17 protein-coding genes and 1 pseudogene are annotated in these 18,711 nt (G+C 29.5%); 11 read left to right on the forward strand and 7 right to left on the reverse strand.

Features of this window, described 5'->3' with window-relative positions; genetic code table 11:
* Positions 1-127 precede the first annotated feature (127 nt).
* The 3 genes from KPL54_RS22465 to KPL54_RS22475 form a co-directional block, all read right to left on the reverse strand.
* Positions 128-937 carry a MerR family transcriptional regulator gene (locus KPL54_RS22465; RefSeq protein WP_216108733.1) on the reverse strand — a complete coding sequence of 270 codons (810 nt, stop codon included), beginning with the start codon at positions 935-937 and terminating at the stop codon, positions 128-130.
* A gap of 79 nt (positions 938-1,016) precedes the next feature.
* Positions 1,017-1,925 (reverse strand): DUF2268 domain-containing protein, encoded by a 909-nt coding sequence (locus tag KPL54_RS22470; RefSeq protein WP_216108734.1) that lies wholly within the window; start codon positions 1,923-1,925, stop codon positions 1,017-1,019.
* 127 nt (positions 1,926-2,052) lie between these two features.
* Complete coding sequence (locus KPL54_RS22475; RefSeq protein ID WP_216108735.1) at positions 2,053-3,084, reverse strand: helix-turn-helix domain-containing protein; 1,032 nt, start codon at positions 3,082-3,084, stop codon at positions 2,053-2,055.
* A gap of 296 nt (positions 3,085-3,380) precedes the next feature.
* On the opposite strand from KPL54_RS22475, the pseudogene KPL54_RS22480 reads away from it, so the two are divergent.
* A pseudogene (locus KPL54_RS22480) lies at positions 3,381-3,569 on the forward strand (YmaF family protein); the annotation flags it as partial.
* A 681-nt stretch (positions 3,570-4,250) separates the two neighbouring features.
* On the opposite strand, the gene KPL54_RS22485 reads toward KPL54_RS22480, so the two are convergent.
* Positions 4,251-5,156 (reverse strand): PhzF family isomerase, encoded by a 906-nt coding sequence (locus KPL54_RS22485; protein ID WP_216108736.1) that lies wholly within the window; start codon positions 5,154-5,156, stop codon positions 4,251-4,253.
* A 992-nt stretch (positions 5,157-6,148) separates the two neighbouring features.
* Here KPL54_RS22485 and KPL54_RS22490 point away from each other — a divergent pair.
* Positions 6,149-7,147, forward strand: a complete 999-nt coding sequence (locus KPL54_RS22490) for a replication initiation protein (RefSeq protein WP_216108737.1) — start codon at positions 6,149-6,151, stop codon at positions 7,145-7,147.
* Between the two features lie 120 nt (positions 7,148-7,267).
* On the opposite strand, the gene KPL54_RS22495 is transcribed toward KPL54_RS22490, so the two are convergent.
* A complete protein-coding gene (locus KPL54_RS22495) occupies positions 7,268-8,122 on the reverse strand; it encodes a glucosaminidase domain-containing protein (RefSeq protein WP_216108738.1) in 855 nt (284 codons plus the stop codon).
* A gap of 274 nt (positions 8,123-8,396) precedes the next feature.
* Positions 8,397-8,729, reverse strand: coding sequence for a hypothetical protein (locus KPL54_RS22500; protein WP_216108739.1), 333 nt, complete (start codon positions 8,727-8,729; stop codon positions 8,397-8,399).
* 524 nt (positions 8,730-9,253) lie between these two features.
* Between KPL54_RS22500 and KPL54_RS22505 the strand changes: the two genes are divergently transcribed.
* The 6 genes from KPL54_RS22505 (at position 9,254) to KPL54_RS22530 (ending at position 14,425) form a co-directional block, all read left to right on the forward strand.
* Positions 9,254-9,685: a GrpB family protein gene (locus KPL54_RS22505; RefSeq protein ID WP_216108740.1), complete on the forward strand. Its 432-nt coding sequence runs from the start codon at positions 9,254-9,256 to the stop codon at positions 9,683-9,685.
* Positions 9,682-10,227 carry a dTDP-4-dehydrorhamnose 3,5-epimerase family protein gene (locus KPL54_RS22510; protein WP_216108741.1) on the forward strand — a complete coding sequence of 182 codons (546 nt, stop codon included), beginning with the start codon at positions 9,682-9,684 and terminating at the stop codon, positions 10,225-10,227. Before KPL54_RS22505 ends, KPL54_RS22510 begins: the two co-directional genes overlap by 4 nt.
* Before the next feature lie 399 nt (positions 10,228-10,626).
* Positions 10,627-11,700 carry a helix-turn-helix domain-containing protein gene (locus KPL54_RS22515; RefSeq protein WP_216108742.1) on the forward strand — a complete coding sequence of 358 codons (1,074 nt, stop codon included), beginning with the start codon at positions 10,627-10,629 and terminating at the stop codon, positions 11,698-11,700.
* A gap of 215 nt (positions 11,701-11,915) precedes the next feature.
* Positions 11,916-12,242 (forward strand): transcriptional regulator, encoded by a 327-nt coding sequence (locus KPL54_RS22520; RefSeq protein WP_216108743.1) that lies wholly within the window; start codon positions 11,916-11,918, stop codon positions 12,240-12,242.
* 206 nt (positions 12,243-12,448) lie between these two features.
* The gene (locus KPL54_RS22525; protein ID WP_216108744.1) at positions 12,449-12,880 is read left to right on the forward strand and encodes a VOC family protein; all 432 of its coding nucleotides are present in this window, start codon (positions 12,449-12,451) and stop codon (positions 12,878-12,880) included.
* 300 nt (positions 12,881-13,180) lie between these two features.
* Positions 13,181-14,425: an HAD-IIA family hydrolase gene (locus KPL54_RS22530; protein ID WP_216108745.1), complete on the forward strand. Its 1,245-nt coding sequence runs from the start codon at positions 13,181-13,183 to the stop codon at positions 14,423-14,425.
* A gap of 499 nt (positions 14,426-14,924) precedes the next feature.
* On the opposite strand, the gene KPL54_RS22535 is transcribed toward KPL54_RS22530, so the two are convergent.
* Positions 14,925-15,293, reverse strand: a complete 369-nt coding sequence (locus KPL54_RS22535) for a glycoside hydrolase family 73 protein (protein ID WP_216108746.1) — start codon at positions 15,291-15,293, stop codon at positions 14,925-14,927.
* A 374-nt stretch (positions 15,294-15,667) separates the two neighbouring features.
* Here KPL54_RS22535 and KPL54_RS22540 point away from each other — a divergent pair, with 374 nt between their 5' ends.
* From KPL54_RS22540 to KPL54_RS22545, 3 genes are all read left to right on the forward strand, one after another.
* Entirely contained in the window at positions 15,668-16,636 is a 969-nt protein-coding gene (locus tag KPL54_RS22540) for a MerR family transcriptional regulator (protein ID WP_216108747.1), read from the forward strand.
* Positions 16,637-16,650: 14 nt separating this feature from the next.
* Positions 16,651-16,776 carry a hypothetical protein gene (locus tag KPL54_RS26620; RefSeq protein ID WP_268038963.1) on the forward strand — a complete coding sequence of 42 codons (126 nt, stop codon included), beginning with the start codon at positions 16,651-16,653 and terminating at the stop codon, positions 16,774-16,776.
* Positions 16,777-16,891: 115 nt separating this feature from the next.
* Positions 16,892-18,631 (forward strand): MutS-related protein, encoded by a 1,740-nt coding sequence (locus KPL54_RS22545; RefSeq protein ID WP_216108748.1) that lies wholly within the window; start codon positions 16,892-16,894, stop codon positions 18,629-18,631.
* The last annotated feature ends 80 nt before the right edge of the window (positions 18,632-18,711 follow it).

The raw sequence follows: 18,711 nt of genomic DNA on the forward strand, positions 1-18,711 counted from the left end.
GACAAAATTAGGCTTTTAAGTTTGTATAATAATAGTAATTATTGATATATCTAAAGTTTAATCACTAAATGATAAAATGAAAGAAGGAAACAATACAATAATGTTGAGACATAAATGCAAATGCAGATTATTTTTTTATCAAAGGTATTTGTAACTCGGTAAGCCATTCATCTTCGTTTTCTTTATTCCAAATACCATCGATATAGTTTTCTCGTGGACTGTCAACAATTACATATCCATTATCTTCACTCCACTTAAAAGCAAATGCATATGCCTTTGCAAGTCCAGCATATCCTCCCTTATGCATAACGGAAACTGCAGATACACTTTCAATCTTTCTAAATTTAATATCACCAGTTTCTTTACCCATTTTTTCTACCGCTTCGCAAAATTCAATGTTAATATCTTTAACTTTGTATTCATTGTCTAGATACTTAATGAAGCAATACTCAGGAACAGTACATTTCAATTCAGGATTTGCCGCAACAATTTCTTCTCCGATTGCCGGTATGAGCTCAAAATACGAGTCATAACTTGATACTGTCATCCTCTTTGAATAGACTATACACTCTGGTAATTCTTTTAAAATCGCTTGATAATTCATAATTAACTCATCCTCTTTCCCTTGTAATATAAATTCAATTCGAGAGAGCTGTGCATTACTTTGCGCGATAGTATCTTCAATTTCACTTTTTCGTTTTTCCAAAATCAATTTTATACTGTGTCCAGATATAATCAGCTTTATTTCATCAATTGATAAACCAATTTGGCGAAAAGACTGGATTTTGTGAAGTTTTACTAACTGTTTAGTCGTATAAAAACGATAGTTTGTTTCCTCATCTACAAATTCAGGTTTTAATAAATCAATTTCATCATAATACCTTAATGCTTTTACTGTAGTTTTAGTAAGTTTGGAAAATTCGCCTATTCGAAACATATTCACATCTCCTTTCCTTGTAAATTAAGATTACAGTATCCTCTAAAGGGAGTGTCAATAGGTCTTGTTAAATTGAGTCTTAATCCCAAAAATCCTCTATTTCCTTCATAATTTCACTTGCAGGTGTCAAAGTAGCTTCTACAATTGATTTTCCTGTCTTTTTTAGATAATGCTTAACCATATGATAACCACAAGCATATCCTGCACAATATGGAAGTCCTACAGGGAAATAGCCTCGTAACTGTGCCATTTCATCACCATAAAGATACGCTGTAATGTTATCAAACCCTGTTGCATTTAAGCCATTTTTGATAATTGGCTTGATATAATTATTAAGATTTTCTATATCCGTTTTACTTACCCAAGGTCCAATCATATCCTCACCAAATAGTGAGGTAGCAAAATTTTCAGCGAGTCCCTCACTAATCATCATTTCTGCTAATGTAATATTATTTTTCCATTTTTCAAATTGAAAACGCACATTATGATTACATTCGTGAGCTAAGGCTACAGGAAGTCTTTTAAGTGTATACTCATTTGGAACGAGGGATATAAAAATATATCCTGGGATACCTCCATCACCGCAATAACCATCATTCATAACCATATATGGACTTTGAGGATTACCAAGTAAAATTGAAAACATATAATCTTTTACAGGCAACTCATACCCAACTTTCGTAAAACATTCTAAGGAATTTTTAATTGTATTTTCACAAGTATGCCATAAATTTTGCTCTGAAATCATCTCGATGTTTTTCTTTTGTTTATCATCTACCTCTGATGGTGGTAAAAATCCCAACATATTACTTGCCATAACTACATCATAACCACATTTTTGTGATGATTTTATAGGCACATTAATGCAAGACCACTTAAATTCAAAAGGCTTCATCATTTCATAGCGATAAATGTCATCTCGTTTTTCCTTTGGTGAATTCATCATTTTTTTATAAATTTTATCTGAACGCATTAGTGTAATATTCATCTTACCATCCCCTTTGTAATATTAATATACACTATGACGTAACGTGATAGTCAATAGGTTTTACAAAACAAATAATATTAAGTAAATTACTCTTTAAAATGATAACTAAATAAACTATCCTTTAGTGTTATTCCAACAGAATTTTTATCCTAGGATCATCTTTGACAAAATCAAGAGTTTTATCTTTTTTAAATGCACCTTTTACTGTTTTTTCATATTTATCTTTGTCCCAACTACTATTAACATTAATTTTTATATGCTTATAAAGCTTTGACTTCATAGAACCATCTATGCTACTTGCTTCATTTACCATATTTATAATCATTTCTATCGCTTTTTCTTTATCCTGTTTTTCTCTTGCATGCCATAAATCTAATGAATATTTATGGTATGCTCCTAAATCAAATGCATCAGCAACCTTTTTAGCACGCTCTATGTATTCTTCTGCCTCACTAAATTTCTTTTCTTTATATGACAGATTTATCATTAGAGATAACGCCCCAAAGGTTTCATGAGCATTTTTCCTTAATTCACCTTCATAAATACCATAAGCTTCATCAATTTTTCCGCTACTTTCATATAATAATGCCTGTTGAATTTTTTTATCCACCTCTACTTCTGGAATTTTATCTAATAATTCTTGAGCTTTTTTATACTCTTTTTTAGCCCTATACATTGCTGATAATTCTAATTTTGCCATAGAAGCTGTCTTTTCTTTACTACTTGTTGCTACAAGTTCAAGCCAAACAATGATTTTTCTTTCATATTTATCTTTTTCCTCAATTTGAGGCCCTAATAAATATATCCTTAATACTACTGATATCCAATATATCAACTCATCGCAATTTGGATATTTTTTAATTAAATCACCGGCCTTTTCAAAAGCCTTTTGGATTCCCTCTTTTGAGGCCATTTCACCTACCTCTTTTGTAAGCTTTTTTACTTCTACATCTGTTAATTCCTCATTGAATGCTAATAAAGTATTAACATCAATTTTTAAAACACGTGCTAGAGGTGCTAACAGTGATATATCTGGGCATGATATTCCGCTTTCCCATTTATTGACTGCTGGTGCACTTATATTTAAATAATTAGCAACTTGCTCTTGAGTAAGATTTTCCTTTTTTCTATAATTTCTAATAACCTCACTTATTCTCATAAAATTGACTCCTCCATTTATTTGTTCATTTAATTAACCTAGGACTTCGTTAATTAAATTATATCAAAGCTATATACCTTAAACAATTGAAGCATTTTCACCTTTTATTCATAAAAATTAACCATTAGTTAATTTAATTTTCCTAATAAAAGTTATGAATGTTTCAAATAATGTAAACAAATATGTACACAAAAGTGTAAACACTGAGAGTTGAAGTTCAGCTACTTATTGAATTTCATTGGTAATATATTTAATTATGAGTACTTTTCACGTCAGTTTTTTATATTTGGTTCAATATTAAAACAAGTTACATTTTTTTTGATCACTTTCATGAATTTGAAGCAGTTTCAGGTCTACCAATACCAGTTGGCAATGGTAGGCATGTTCATTTTGTAAGGGCTAAAACTACTGTCGTTAATGGTCATTTTCACGAGTTAATATTTGCTACACTTATAGAAGCTCCAATATTTGAAGAAGAAGCTTAGTATAAATGTAGTTAAGTTAAGACATTGCGGTAAAACGCAGTGTCTTCTTCATTTTTTTGAGTATTGATTTCCAATAACTTTTGCATCAACTCTCATAAATTTTAAATTCGCTATTTTAATGAAAACACGAGCTTTGTTATGGATTTTTCTAAGATTTTACAACAAGTTGTATCTGCTAATATTACTATAAAAATAAGAAGAAACCATTACAAATATTTATGTATACATAAATGTAAACATTAGTGTAAACTTAAGGAACTTGAAATTCATAGGAGAGTAAAAATCACAGAAGCTGGCAAACTAGGTAAAACTGTTTTTGAATATGAAACAGAAGAAAATAGCAATACTAAAAAAGATATCATAAGTGTTAATGATATAAATGTTTCAAATAATGCAAACAAAGATGTAAACAAAAATGTAAACACCGAGAGTTAAGGTGTTACTTATAACCTACATTTTTTTAGATAGATAATAAAAAATAACAACTCCACAAATATATTTGAACACAATTACACCCCAAATGGTAAAAATAATCCATTTCTCAACGCCTATGAATGTAAATACTATATTTAAAATAATTAATACAACGAAAATTAACATAATATGAATCATAATCATGTTGTATCATTGTTTAAGATTATAATCTTTTCCTCATTCATTGAATTTAATAGGGCTTCGGTATTATCTTGTTATTTCTGATTGAAATGCTATTATAGCATTTCCTGAAATTTTAACTTCTACAGGTTCTTTATTTTCTATCTTTACCTCAACGTCGATAATCCCTGGTCGGTTTATAGCTTCACCCTGTTTAGCTTTGAATCTAAATAAAGAATTATTATGATTAACCAATTTGTGATGGACCAGATATGCACCCAAAGGGCCATTCGCATTACCAGTTACAGGATCTTCATTAATGCCTATTGCAGGAGCAAACATTCTACCATGTATTAAAATATCGGTATCCTGAGAATTAACTGTGAAAACATAATAACCATTGCACTTAATATCGTTGCTCAATTTAGAAAGTGCATCATAATTTGGTTTCATCTTATTTAAAGTTTCAATGCTTTTTATACCAATCATAACCTTAGAATGACCTGTTGAAACTATCTGTATTGGATAATCTTTTAGCAAATCTTTACTACTTATATTTAACGCCAATATAATATTTTTTATATTTATTTCATCAATAATTGATCCAAATTCAATTTTCCCTTGTGTCATAATAATTTTATAATCATCATTTTCTTTTACTATATCAACAGGTAAAATTCCGGCACCAGTTTTATGATAAACCCTAGAAGTGACAAGCTTATTTTCAATAGCACGAGCATAGTGAGCTGCAATAGTTGCATGTCCGCAAATTGGAACTTCATTTGTTGGCGTGAAAAACCGTATGTGAACATCATACTCATTATTATTTGAAGATAGAATAAAAGCTGTTTCAGAATTGTTAAGTTCCCTAGCTATTTTCTGCATTTCATCTGGAGTTAATCCATCAGCATTTGTTATTACTCCAGCTGGATTTCCTGCAAATTTCTCCTTAGTGAATGAGTCAATTTGGTATAAATGATATTTTTTAATCATAATAATCTCCTTTTAAAGATATTCAAAAAATATGAATTGTTATTATATATGTGATTATGGTTTTAAATACAGCTGCATTATATAATTATAGGATAGTAATATAATAATACAAGTGCGCACTCTCCAATTAGTTACTAACCATTTTGAAAAAGGGTCAAAACATGGAAAAGATATTTTAGCCGAACTGTGCCTTTTGGGAAAGAAGTATATGAATATACTTTTAATAACAACTATAGTGAGCAGGTAAGCTCTTCAATATGCTGCTTATTTAGTTAACTCAATATCCATTAATATAGGTATTCGATAAGCTATAACTATTGTATTTTTTTATACAGAGAACTTATTACTTCTATTGTACATATATTATTCTGTTAATCTTATAGAGGTTGATACAGAAACAAGTAGTGAGGTGGTCTAGATATCAGTAAAATATAAAATTGAAAATGGAACTTATGTTAATATTAAAAATATAGTCAAACTGACACGAGCTAACTCTAGTTTTAGGAAAAGACTTAAAGCAGCTCCTGAACTAAAAAAATGGGATTGTAAGCAATCAACAGGTATATTAACAAGATCAGCATTACGTAATCTATTGTTTAATAATGTAGTATCAAAGATAATACTATCATTTGATATATTTTAAATAAGTGAATCAGTTTGAAAGGTGAGTAAATGACCGTTAAATCAACAGCTATTGTTGTATAGTAACAGTATAGTAACAGTATAGTAAGTATAGTAGGGGTGCTCCAATCTAGCTTGTACCAACGTCTGTCAGCGACAAAAGGTGAGTAAATGACTGTAGAAAGGTGAGAAGATGACCGTTAAGGGGTGAGTAAATGACTGTAGAGGGGTGAGTAAATGACCGTAGAAAGGTGAGAAGATGACCGTTAAGGTGAGTAAATGACCGTTGTTATTAAGGTGAAATGATTGGTTGCATTTCACCTCCTCATTTGGTAAAATATTGTTAATAAGCTTGTACAGGGGGATTACATATGAAGAAGAAGGGTGAATTAATAGCAGTAAGACCTGAGAAGGTCATAGAAGCTAGGTTTGCTTTAACATCGCGTCAAAATGATATTTTAGATATGCTTTTTACTCAAATTGAAGATGATCATAATGTAGAATACAGTATTGATATTAACAAATATAAAATGCTATATAATATTAAAGATAAAAATAATATTTATGGTGATTTAAAGAAAGCGGTAAAATCCTTTGAGGGTAAAGGGTTTTTAATAGTAGATAAGGAAAAGAATGAAGAAATATATTATCCCTGGTTTTCTAAAATACATTATAAAAATAAAGAGGGTAAAATTTTATTAAGAATTGATGGTGAACTTAAAAGTATGTTTCTTGAAGTTAAGAAAAGAATTTACTATCATATTAAATACACATTAAATTTTAGTTGTATTTATAGTAAAAGGTTTTATTATTACCTAAAGAGCTATGAGGACACCGGGTGGCGAATAGATAACCTTGACGCACTTAGAGATAAACTTCAATGTCCTAAGAGTTATAAAAAATATTCTGATTTTAGGCGATTTGCATTAGAACCAGCGCATGAAGAAATAAATAATAATTCAGATATTAAGTTTAAATATGAGGAAGTTAAGACTGGAAATAAAGTTACGGCTCTTAAATTTTCAATTAGATCATCGAAATGTGAAGAGACTTACAAAACGGTTTCCAAAGAGATTGCCATAGATAGTGCGAAAGATCCAGAGATTATACAGGTACAAAACATATTTTCAAGTGATATTACACCACTTGAAGCAAGAAAACTTTTAGATGTATCAAAGGGTGACATAGAGTTAATAAAAGGAAAATATAAAATTTCAAATAGCCAAGGTAAAATAAATAATATAGTAGGATGGGTAATTGAAGCTATTAAAAAGGATTATGTGCCCCAAGTAAAACAAGAGGTATTTAATGATTATCCACAAAGGGAATATGATTTTGAGGATTTAGAAAAAAAACTTTTAGGATGGTAGTAAAATTAGTGCCTTCATATAATGGCGCTAATTTTACTACTTTGCAATACTTTTATGAAGAACTTAATATAAATTAAGGACAAATCTATATGATAAAGTTATTATAATGAAGATTTTGATTTAAGAGAGTAAGCTTTGCCAAGTACCGTTGCCGACAATTCCATCAATCACTAATTTATTGCTTCGTTGATATTGCTTAACAAGTCTTATAGTTTCATTTCCATAAATACCATCGATAGCGCTGCCAGTTCTCCATTGAATATATCTTATAGCTGTTTTATCTCCCGTAGACTCAATGCTACATAGGGGCTTTTCCATAATAGTTTTAACTCCGGATAACACTTGTGGTCCACATATACCATCGATAGAAAGGTTAAGTATTTGCTGGAGCTTTTTAATAGTACCTATGGTTAATGGACCACTGGCTCCGTCTACAACTAAAACATTATTATTTATATCTCTTATTTTCATAGAGTTTAAGCATTTTTGTAGATATCTAATATCTACAGAAGTTGTGTGTTCAGATCTAGGAGCGCAGTCATAAAGATAAAGCTTATTTTGCTCAATTATAGCTATTAGTTTTTCAGGGTACTCCTTATCTGTACAGTAACCCGAGTTATAGACGTTCTGGCAAGTTTCCTTGTAGTCTTTAGATGTTATTACAGATTTGTACCTGGTAAAGCTTAAAAGCCTTCCATGGTCCAGTATGCTGTCTTCAATCGTATCATACTTTCTAAACCTGCATACCATGGGAGTGCTCACTCCATTTATAAATTCATGAGTGTTAAATTCTTGAACTTCATATCCGCAGCCTTCTGTCCATTTGATACCAAAGATATTATTACCTTTAACATATTGCAGCCAGCCTGTTTCTAGTATGGCTTGAGCTATGGTTAATGAGGGTAGTATGTTGTATTTTTCATAGGATAGTAAGGCTCCTGGTATTAGGCTTTCTATTATTTTGGTTTTGTCCATTGGTGATTCCTCCTTTAGGGTTTTACTTATATATATGGAGGAAGGGCGAGGTTTTGAAAGTTGGGGAAGAAAATTTTATTATATAAAGCGAAGGTAACACAATATCGATTGATTTACATTCAGATTGTATTTTAGTTAAAAAAAATTACTAACTTTTAAGAGCTAGTAATTTTTTATTAAAGCATTGGTTTATATACGTTGTTAAGCACTCAGTTAAATTTAACTGAGCAATTACACTTTTGAATGGATCCTTTTGATTCATTAACACTTTATTTTATGAACTTCTTTTATGAAAATGTATAATTGTTAGTCCTATTGGAAAGGAAAGTAAAATACATATAGAACTACCATATAACAGATAAGTATTTGTATCCATAAAAAATAAAGCATATAAAAGAACTAAACATGGAGTTATTGTAATTGACATTGCAATAGTAAATCGAGTTTTATTCATAGTCTTTATATTGGGTAAGCATAATATTAATAATGCAATTATAACTACTCCATTACCTATTTGACTAATTAATGTGAAACCAAGTTTAGATAATACAAAAGACAAAATCAATAAAATAAAAATTATGATTACTGAAATGGAGTTTTTTTTCAATGCAATAATATCCTCCTTTCATAGTTTATTAAATTATCACCATCCTTTAATTTTGATTAATATATTAATTCCTATAAATAAAAAATATAAAGGTAATTAGAAAGTTGAGGCTAACTAATTACCTTTGTATCTAAAACCTATGTCAAAATAAAGGTAATATCATATTACTTTAATTTTAACTAAATATCAATTATTGTAAAGTGAAAATCATGCATAAAGGGGTGTATATTCTCAATCAGACACCTTTTATGCAGAAAAATAGAGACTTATTGCATATTAAAAAAGCTGGAATGAAGGTATAGGCTAGCTAAGGGGGTAAGCAAAACATCGTGAAATTTTATTTCACGACATTGTGTTTTTTGATTCTTAATATATAACGTACTTTTTTATCCCAATCTTAGTAAACCCAATTTAAAATTATATATAAAATGTAAGTTAAAAATAGTATAATTAACCATATATTTATCTCATAATCGTAAAATATTGTTGAGTAAGGATTATTCATATAATTGGGGGTTAGAGAAATGATTGGATTAAAAAGAGGTACTGTTCAACTAGAAAATCATTCTATAGAGTGGGAAGAAAATGCGAAAAAAACAATTGAAAAATTAATGGATATTTTTAATGGTAAAGCAGTAGATATTCAGCATATAGGAAGTACCGCCGTAAAAGATCTGAAGGCCAAACCCATTATTGACATTGTGGTGGGAGTAAAATCATTTTACGATGTGTTAGAAGTGATTCCAGTTTTAAAAAATAATGGTTTTATACATAAAAGTCTTAATGATAATGAAAAGCATATGTTTTTTTCCAGCGGAGATTATGAAAAAGATATTCGAACACATCACATTCATGCCAATATTTATGGGGATGATGAATGGAATAATTATATTAAGTTTAGGGATACGCTTAACAAAAATCAAGGTATAAGTGGTAGAAGAGGAGTGATCTTTTGAAAATTATAAGTACATCTTTAGAAGAAGTAAAAATTCTTGAATATGAGTTTAATACTGATAATAGAGGACTTTCCTATCCGCTATACTGCAAAAGTGAATTGGAAAAAGAAGAAATTCACTTTAATTATATAGAGGAACGTATATATTGTTCTGAGAAGGCAGGTACACTTTATGGCATACATTTTCAAAATAACCCAAAACCACAGGCTAAACTATTATTTTGCATTAAGGGTAGGGGAATTGATTATGCTATTGATTTACGAAAATGCTCTTCTACATACTTAAAATGGATTAGTGTAGAATTGAGTGAGGATAATCGAAAACAGATATATATTCCTAAAGGGTTCGGTCATGCTTTTATTTCACTGGAACATGATACAAAAAACATTATGCGTTTTGATGAGCCATTTGATTCTCGCTATTCAAGGCAAATTGCATATAATGATTCTGAAATAGGACTTATATACCCAATTGATAACCCAATACTGGCACCTCATGACATTAATGCACCTACATTGGAAAATAGTGATTTAAATTTATAAGTAGAATTATAAGTATAAGCAGAAAATTAAAATTTATTAGAATTTTATAAAAGATATGGTTTTTACAAAAGGATTATAATTTTGGAGCAGATAAATGATTAGGTTTATCTGCTTATTTATAAAGTTCGTTTTTTTTATCTACAAAAGCGAACTTTGGCTATATGACTAACTTACACGACCTTACTATAAAATAAACGAACTTTAAGTTGATGTAACACTAACTTTATTAAAAAACAATGAGAATTATTGATATATTCCTTAACGTTTGATGTACTCCTTTATTGAATAGCATTCAATTTTTATTAACCTTATTATGATTTAGCCTCCATTGTATAGATTTTTGAACTAACTTATAATAAAATCATCAAAAGGTTTTAAATTTAACAAATGGAGGTTTATATGAAAAATCTAAATATTGGTGATACAATATTGCGTTGTAGAAAAGAAAAAGGCATTACACAAGAACAACTATCAAATATGGTAGGGATTTCGGCTGGTGCTGTTTGTAAATGGGAAACTGGGAACTCATTTCCAGATATTGAACTACTTGCACCGCTTGCACGTGCATTAAATATTTCATTAGATGAACTATTGTCTTTTAATTCTAAACTGTTAGAAGATGATGTGATTAACATTAAGAAAAAATTGACAGAGGTATTTATACAAGAAGGCTATGACGCAGGATACGAAAAGTGCAAAGTACTTTTAAATGAATACCCTAATAGCGTGTATCTCAAGTTAACAATTGCTGAACTTATACAAATGTATTCAATGATGTACGCAGATAAGTCTAAGAAACTCTATGAATCAAGAATGGAATGTGCTCTTAAATTATTAGACCAAATTGTAACAAGCAAAGATGCTAAATATATGTCCAAAGCTCTATTTGCTATTGCCAGTATTCAAATGATGTTAGAAAACTATGATGAAAGCGAAAAAGCATTAAAAGAACTTTCAACCTCATCATCTATAGACCCTATGACAATTTATCCAATGCTTTTGCAACGACAAGGAAAAAATGATGAAGCTAAAGTCCAATGTGAAAATATGCTTTTATCACATATAATTCAAAGTACTTCAATGCTTACTACCATAGCTAATATATCTATTAGTACGCAAAACTATGAAAATGCACAAATATATATAGATGCTATTCGTAAAATACAAAGCATATTTAATGTGGGGTTACATTTAGGCGACTATAGTCTTTGCAAGTTATATATTAAAAAGCGACAATTAGATTCTGCGGCAAAATATTTTAAAATTTATGTTGAAGGTGTGATTTCTACTGAATACGATTATAGTAATAATAAATTTTTCAAAGATGTTCAATTAGAGGTAGCTGCAGAAAGCCAAAAATCCGTGAGAAAGAAAATGTACCAATCATATATAGATGATTCCGCATTAAACGTTTTAAAAGGATTGAAAGATTATGAGGAAGGTATTAGGCTGCTAAAAGCTAATCTTTATTAAGTATAAATAAGCTTATAAGCAATATAATAAAATCATCAATAATTACTATTATTATGCAAACTTAAAATTCTAACTTTGAGCTTATTATTAAATAGTTTTTATCGTATTATTAACAAATACCTATTTTAATTTTTATATATAATTGATGGTAATTATAGTATAATTAACCATATGCATGGTTTACAACAACACCATAAATCGAAAGGGGGGGTAATATGGCAAACAAAGAATTAGCTTTATACATAATGGATCAATTAGAAGGAGTGGAAGATATAAAATATATACCTATGATGGGTGGTTACTTGTTTTATTATAAAGGGAGAATATTTGGTGGAATCTACGGAACAGGCTTTATGGCAAAAATTACTAAAGCAAGTAAACATTATATGCCTGATAGCATTTCAGAAAGTCCATACGATGGAGCAAAGCCAATGTTGCATGTAGATATTGCCGATAATAGTGAGATATTAAAACAAATGGTAGTAACTATGTATGAAGAATTACCCGAACCAAAACCAAGAAAGAAAAAGATAAAAAAATAAAAGATGAGGATTCCAAAAATGAGTAGTTTTAGTTGTTGTGGTACTGAATGCAGTAATTGTGGTTGCTATGGAAACATGTGTAATGGATGTAATGAAATTGAATACATTTTATAGTAATTATGCTATGATTGAATATATATTGTTAGTCGAAATTATAATAAAATGTGAAGTAATAATAAAATGGAATTTGTATGGAGGTAATTTAAATGAACAGAATGAATATTATTTGTTTAGGCGTAAAAGATATGGAAAAATCAATTAGATTTTATCGTGATGGACTTGGATTCAAAACAGATGAAATAAGTAATAATCCAGAAATAGTATTTTTTAATACGTCTGGAACAATACTCGAATTATATCCAGTAAAACTATTGGCAAATGATATTAACAAAAACAACCCACCTGAAATCGCTACTGGTTTTGGAGGAATTACGCTTGCATATACTGCTAAAAGCAAGGAAGAAGTATGTGAGGTCATTGAACTGGCAAGAAGGTCAGGAGCGAAAATCGAAAAAGAGCCACAGGATGTATTTTGGGGAGGATATCATGCCTATTTTTCTGATCCTGACGGATACTATTGGGAAGTTGCATGGGGACCTAATTTTACATTTGATAAAAATGATATGTTGAAGTTTTAGTAATACATATTTTTCAAATATGTCGTCGAAAGTAACCCCCTATTTAATGATATGGGGTTACTTTATTAAGCGCGTATTTATATGTTGAATGTAACACAATACCAATTGAGTTACTTTCACATTGCTGCTATTACCCATTCTTTAAAGATGTAATTATGCTTAATTTATGGTAATTATGGTATCAAATATATATTTTTAGTCGTAATTGTAAAAATTTACGTAACATTTAAAGGAATTTAAAGTAAAGAAAAAAACACAATAATTTTAATTACTGAAAATAAAATTTAAGGAGATAGTAACATGATAGTTGATGAATTTGATGTATTTTTATTTGACTTAGACGGAGTCATTTATATAGGGAATGATCCTCTTCCAGAAGCAGTAAAATCGCTTAAATTTCTTCGTCGAAATAAGAAAACAATTCGATTTTTAACAAATAATCCATGTACAACACGTGAAAAAATAGCAAAACGCTTAAAGGCACTTGGAATAGAGGCAAGCAGCAAAGAAGTGATTACATCAAGTTGGGTAACTGCTCAATATTTACAAAATGAGAATATAAAAACTGTATTTGTTCTTGGTGATGAAAATTTAAAATGGGAATGCCAACAAGTAGGCATTAATATTGATGATACAATCAATGCAGAAGCAGTTGTTATAGGTTGGGATGATGATTTATGTTTTCATGACATTAAAAAATCAGTGCAATTAATTAATAATGGTGCAAAATTTATTGGGACAAACACTGATAGAAATTTTCCAAGTACAGAAGGTCCATTACCAGCAGTTGGAGCAATTGTAAAAGCCGTTCAAGTAGCAGCAGAAAAAATACCTGTAATTATAGGAAAACCATATTCATATATGTTTAAGAAAGCCCTTGAAAATTTAAAAATATTCTCTAGAGCAGTAATGGTAGGTGATAACTCATATACTGATATTTTAGGGGCACATCAAGTAGGAATACCAGCTATTTTAGTATCAGATAAAAAAACAAATAGATTTCCATCTGCTAGGGATTTTCGTAATCCTGATGCTACTATTCCAAACTTAAAAGGTTTATTTGACAATAATATAACCATAAAAAAATGGATTTCACCTTGTTTTTCTTGGACTAATGATGGTGTTAAGGCAGGAGTTGCAGGTATTATATTTGATAAATCTCAAAGGGTTCTTCTGATGAAGCGTGTAGATAACGGATTATGGGGTATTCCTTCAGGACATGTTGAACCTGGAGAAACTGTAGAAGAAGCAATTATCAGAGAAATTAGTGAAGAAACTGGTTTAAAAGTTAAAGTCAATCAATTAATTGGAGTTTATTCCGATCCTGTTTCGCAAGTTTTTTCGTATCCAAGTGGTAAAGTGAGTCACTTTATTACGACCTGTTTTGAATGTGAAGTTGTTGGCGGTAACTTAATTAAAAAAGGAGAAGAAACATTAGATGTGGATTACTTTGATTTTAATTATTTACCAGAAAATATCTTACCAATGCATCCAATGTGGCTTAAAGATGCTCTAAAAAAAGAAAAAGTTTCATATATACGTTAATAATATTTTTGCTTAATGCCACAACTGAAAAACCGGACAAATTTATTAGAACACTGTATTATTCAAAATTCGATTTTACGGTGTTTTTAACGTCACATTTTTCATATATGTTGACACAATTAAGCTCATATTTAATGATGTGGGCTTACTATATTGGGAGTATATTGATATTCTGAAAGTAACACAATAGTAATTGTGTTACTTTCACATTGTGGCTATTGCATATTCCTTGAAAATTTCATTTTGAATGTACAATAACGTGTTGACTTGTTACATTGAATGTATTCAAATAAGAAATATACACCATCGAAGTGATTACAAAAGTTATCTGCCTGGACATTCTATTGTTAAAATACCCTTTGCCCCAGGGGTAACAATTCCTAATATCTTCATCAGTTGTGTTTTTAGTAATTTCAGATCTAGGAGCAGAGTCATAAACATAAAGCTTATTTTGCTCAATTATGGCTATTAGTTTTTCAGGGTACTCCTTGTCTGTACATTAACCCAGGTTATAGACGTTCTGGCAAGCTTCCTTGTAGTCTTTAAATGTTATTACATATTTGTACCGGCTAAAGTTTAAAAGCTCTCCATGGTCCAGGATGCTTGCCTCGAGCGTGTCATACTTTCTAACCCTGCATACCATGGGAGTACTTACTCCATTTATAAATTCATGAGTATTAAATTCTTGAACTTCATATCCGCAGCCTTCTGTCCATTTGGTGCCAAAGATGTTATTACCTTTAACATATTGCAGCCAGCCTGTTTCGAGTATTGCCTGAGCTATGGTTAATGAGGGTAGTATCTTGTATTTTTCATAGGATAGTAAGGCTCCTGGTATTAGTCTTTCTATTATTTTGGTTTTGTCCATTGGTGATTCCTCCTTTAGGGTTTTAACTTTGGAGGAATGGAGAGGTTTTTAGATTTTGGGAAGATTATTTTATTATATAAAGCGAAGGGAACGCAATAGCAATTGATTTATCTTCGGATTTTGTTTTAATTTCTTATTAAAGCATTGGGTTATATGTGTTGTTAAGCACTCAGTTAAATTTAACTGAGCAATTACGCTTTTCAATGGATACTTTTGATTCAATATAATTTTCTCGTTATGTTGTAGGCCCTTTGCTATTTATTTATATTTAAAATTTAAAATATTTGTTGTAAAAGACTTGACATGTACCTTACAGACACCCTTATATTAAACATAAAGGTTAGCTAACTTTTAAGTTTACGGAGGTGCTATTAATGAATATTAAAGTTGTATCGGAAAAAACCGGATTGACCAAAAGGGCAATAAAATATTATGAAAGTGAGGGATTAATTAGTCCCTTAAAAAATAATGATAATAACTATAGGGAATATACAGATAATGATATTGTAAAACTTAATTTGATTGGTGCACTAAGAATTATAGACATACCAATATGTGAAATAAAGAGTTTAGTAAAGGGTGATAAAGGGCTACAGGACATTATGAATGATACTCTAATAAAAGTTACTGAAACTATAAACAATTTAGAAAAGACTAAACTTATTCTTAGCAATCTTATTAATAAAGAGACCAAGGATTACTATAGTATTGGTGAACAAGTCATAAGACTAAGAGAAACTTTAGAGCTTTCCTTAGCTGAAAAAAAGGAGTTTGTGTCAAACGCATTGATTAGAATTTTCCCTGGCAATTTCGGTGAGATTTTTGTGAGTAGATTTAAACCTTTTTTAAACATTACTATAGACAATAATGAAAAGAAAGAAGCATGGTTAAAGCTTGTAGAGGTTTTGGATAACTTGGATGAATTAAATGATAATGATGAATTAGCTAAAGGTATAAGCAGTATAGGTAATGATAAAATTCAATTTTTAAATGAAAAGTATCAAAATGATATAGTAAATCTTTTAAGTGGAGATATGGCAACGAGAGAAGAATATAAACAAAATATTATTTCAATGATAAAATTAATAAATGAAACTGGAGAAGACGAAAAGAATTTTACCGAAGCTATAATTAAATATTATGATATGTTTAATATTGGAGTACCTGAAAAAACTTTTTATTTATATTTAGAAATGTTAAATGAGGATTACAAACGATATACAGAAATCGATAAGGAAATATATATAGAAGCAATTGCTGAAATCAAAAATGAATTAAGTGATGATATTAAAAGTAAATTAGGGTTAAGTTCGGCAGAGTTTATTGAAAATCTAAAAAATTAAAGAGGTGGGGTTTAATGAATTTAGACATAACAGATATTATCCCTTATATAATCCCTTATATAATCGTAATTATACTTGGCCCATATGGTTTTATAAAAATTAAGAATTATATTAGAAAAATAGGAAGTAAAAATAAATAATATAAAAAACAACTTCAACCAATCACATATTTCTATATATGTGATTGGTTGAAGTTAGTTAAATATGCCTTAGTTTATTTGAAAAAAATATAGTGTTTTTTAAGAGGGGAAGCAAATGGAGAAGAAAAAATTTAATAACTTATTTATAGCAAGTCTGGTTATTGCTGCAATTATATGTTATGTATCAATTATTTTAGCTAAAAACGTAAGTGAAATATATTACTTGGGTATTATTATTTCTTTAGTCTTTGCTATGCTAGGACTAGTAGCAAGAAATAAAGCAATTTATTATAAAAATTTGCAAAGGATTAGAGAAAACTATGACGCTGGAAATAAAAGGGAAAGGAAATTTACAGATATTAAATTATTATTTGATGTATTGAAATACAAAGATCTGGAAGAGATATATGTTGATGACCAAACTTATTTAGATTTAAATATGGACAAAGTTTTTGAAAAGTTGGATAGAACTTTATCTTCTCCAGGAGAACAATATTTATATTACATTTTAAGAAATCCAATTTTAAAAGAAGAAAAATTAAGTAATAGAAATGATATTATAACTTTTTTCCAAAAGCATAAGGAAATAAGAGAAAAAATTCAAATGAGTTTTTTAAAATTGGGAAGACAACATAGTAATACTATAACGTATTTTTTATGGAATAAGATATATTATAAAACTTTCATGAAAACATTTCTATATCTTTTAACAATACTAGCTTATGGTTCTTTAATTTCAATAATATTTTTTGGTATTGGAAAGGTCTTTCCTCTTATAATTATAATCTTTGCGGTTAATGGTCTTCTTAGTGCTAAAATCAAAAGGGATATTGGTGGAGAAATTGTATCAATGGGCTATTTGGGTAAACTTATTAGACTTGCAGAGACTATTGGTGCAATAGATGATAAAGAGTTAAAAAAGTATACTTCAGTCCTTAAAGAAAAATCAAATATTTGCAAGACAATAACAAAGAAAGATGCCTCTATTAAAATAGGAAGAATTGAGGGCGTAGATATGTTCTACGAGTATTATAATTTATTCTTTTTGAATGAGGCTAGAGGTTTCTATAAAATAATAGATGAAGTTAAAATGCATAGTGACGATATAAGAAGTATTTATTTAACCCTGGGAGAAATTGACGCATTAATATCTGTAGCGTCTTATAGGGATGAACTTTTAGAATATTCACAGCCTAAATTAACAAAGGGACTTAAGGCAATAAAGATTAATAATTTAAAACATCCTTTAATAGAGAAGGCTATAGGGAATTCTTTAGCCCTAGACAAGGGTGTAATTATAACGGGTTCTAACATGTCCGGAAAATCTACTTTTTTAAGAGCTCTAGGCTTAAATGCATTATTTGCGCAGACTATTTTCACCTGCCTTGCTACAAGCTACGAAGGTGGATATTTTAACATAATATCTTCAATGAGTGTAAGCGATAACGTAACTAATGGAAAAAGTTATTATTTAAGTGAAGCAGAAGCACTCTTTAGAATAATTAATGCTTGCAATGATGAATTAACAAGCTTATGTCTTATTGATGAGATTTTTACGGGAACTAACCCTATTGAGAGAGTAAATGCTTCTGCTGAGATTTTAGCTTATTTGTCTAATCATAATTCATTGGTAGCAGTAGCTACACATGATCTTGAAATAGCTACTATGGTAGGAGATTTATATGAATGCTATTATTTTACTGAAAATGTTGGAGAAGATGGTTTAGAGTTTGATTATCAAATAAAAAGTGGCATATCATCTACTAGAAATGCAATAAAGGTACTTGAATTTATGGGATATCCACAAGAAATTATTTATAAAACTAACGAAAGAATTATAAAAAGTCAATTATAAAAATAGTGTGGTTTTTTTAAAAAAAAGAAGAAATAGATATTAATAAGTGCTATAGCTATATACTTAACGTATTAAAAAAC

This window comes from Clostridium estertheticum (assembly GCF_018861295.1).
GTDB lineage: Bacteria > Bacillota > Clostridia > Clostridiales > Clostridiaceae > Clostridium_AD > Clostridium_AD estertheticum_D.

Excerpts from the sequence above, each read along its gene's own strand:
- KPL54_RS22465 (WP_216108733.1), bottom strand. The coding sequence starts at position 937 with ATGTTTCGAATAGGCGAATTTTCCAAACTTACTAAAACTACAGTAAAA.
- KPL54_RS22470 (WP_216108734.1), bottom strand. The coding sequence starts at position 1,925 with ATGAATATTACACTAATGCGTTCAGATAAAATTTATAAAAAAATGATG.
- KPL54_RS22475 (WP_216108735.1), bottom strand. The coding sequence starts at position 3,084 with ATGAGAATAAGTGAGGTTATTAGAAATTATAGAAAAAAGGAAAATCTT.
- KPL54_RS22485 (WP_216108736.1), bottom strand. The coding sequence starts at position 5,156 with ATGATTAAAAAATATCATTTATACCAAATTGACTCATTCACTAAGGAG.
- KPL54_RS22490 (WP_216108737.1), top strand. The coding sequence starts at position 6,149 with ATGAAGAAGAAGGGTGAATTAATAGCAGTAAGACCTGAGAAGGTCATA.
- KPL54_RS22495 (WP_216108738.1), bottom strand. The coding sequence starts at position 8,122 with ATGGACAAAACCAAAATAATAGAAAGCCTAATACCAGGAGCCTTACTA.
- KPL54_RS22505 (WP_216108740.1), top strand. The coding sequence starts at position 9,254 with ATGATTGGATTAAAAAGAGGTACTGTTCAACTAGAAAATCATTCTATA.
- KPL54_RS22515 (WP_216108742.1), top strand. The coding sequence starts at position 10,627 with ATGAAAAATCTAAATATTGGTGATACAATATTGCGTTGTAGAAAAGAA.
- KPL54_RS22520 (WP_216108743.1), top strand. The coding sequence starts at position 11,916 with ATGGCAAACAAAGAATTAGCTTTATACATAATGGATCAATTAGAAGGA.
- KPL54_RS22525 (WP_216108744.1), top strand. The coding sequence starts at position 12,449 with ATGAACAGAATGAATATTATTTGTTTAGGCGTAAAAGATATGGAAAAA.
- KPL54_RS22530 (WP_216108745.1), top strand. The coding sequence starts at position 13,181 with ATGATAGTTGATGAATTTGATGTATTTTTATTTGACTTAGACGGAGTC.
- KPL54_RS22535 (WP_216108746.1), bottom strand. The coding sequence starts at position 15,293 with ATGGACAAAACCAAAATAATAGAAAGACTAATACCAGGAGCCTTACTA.
- KPL54_RS22540 (WP_216108747.1), top strand. The coding sequence starts at position 15,668 with ATGAATATTAAAGTTGTATCGGAAAAAACCGGATTGACCAAAAGGGCA.
- KPL54_RS26620 (WP_268038963.1), top strand. The coding sequence starts at position 16,651 with ATGAATTTAGACATAACAGATATTATCCCTTATATAATCCCTTATATA.
- KPL54_RS22545 (WP_216108748.1), top strand. The coding sequence starts at position 16,892 with ATGGAGAAGAAAAAATTTAATAACTTATTTATAGCAAGTCTGGTTATT.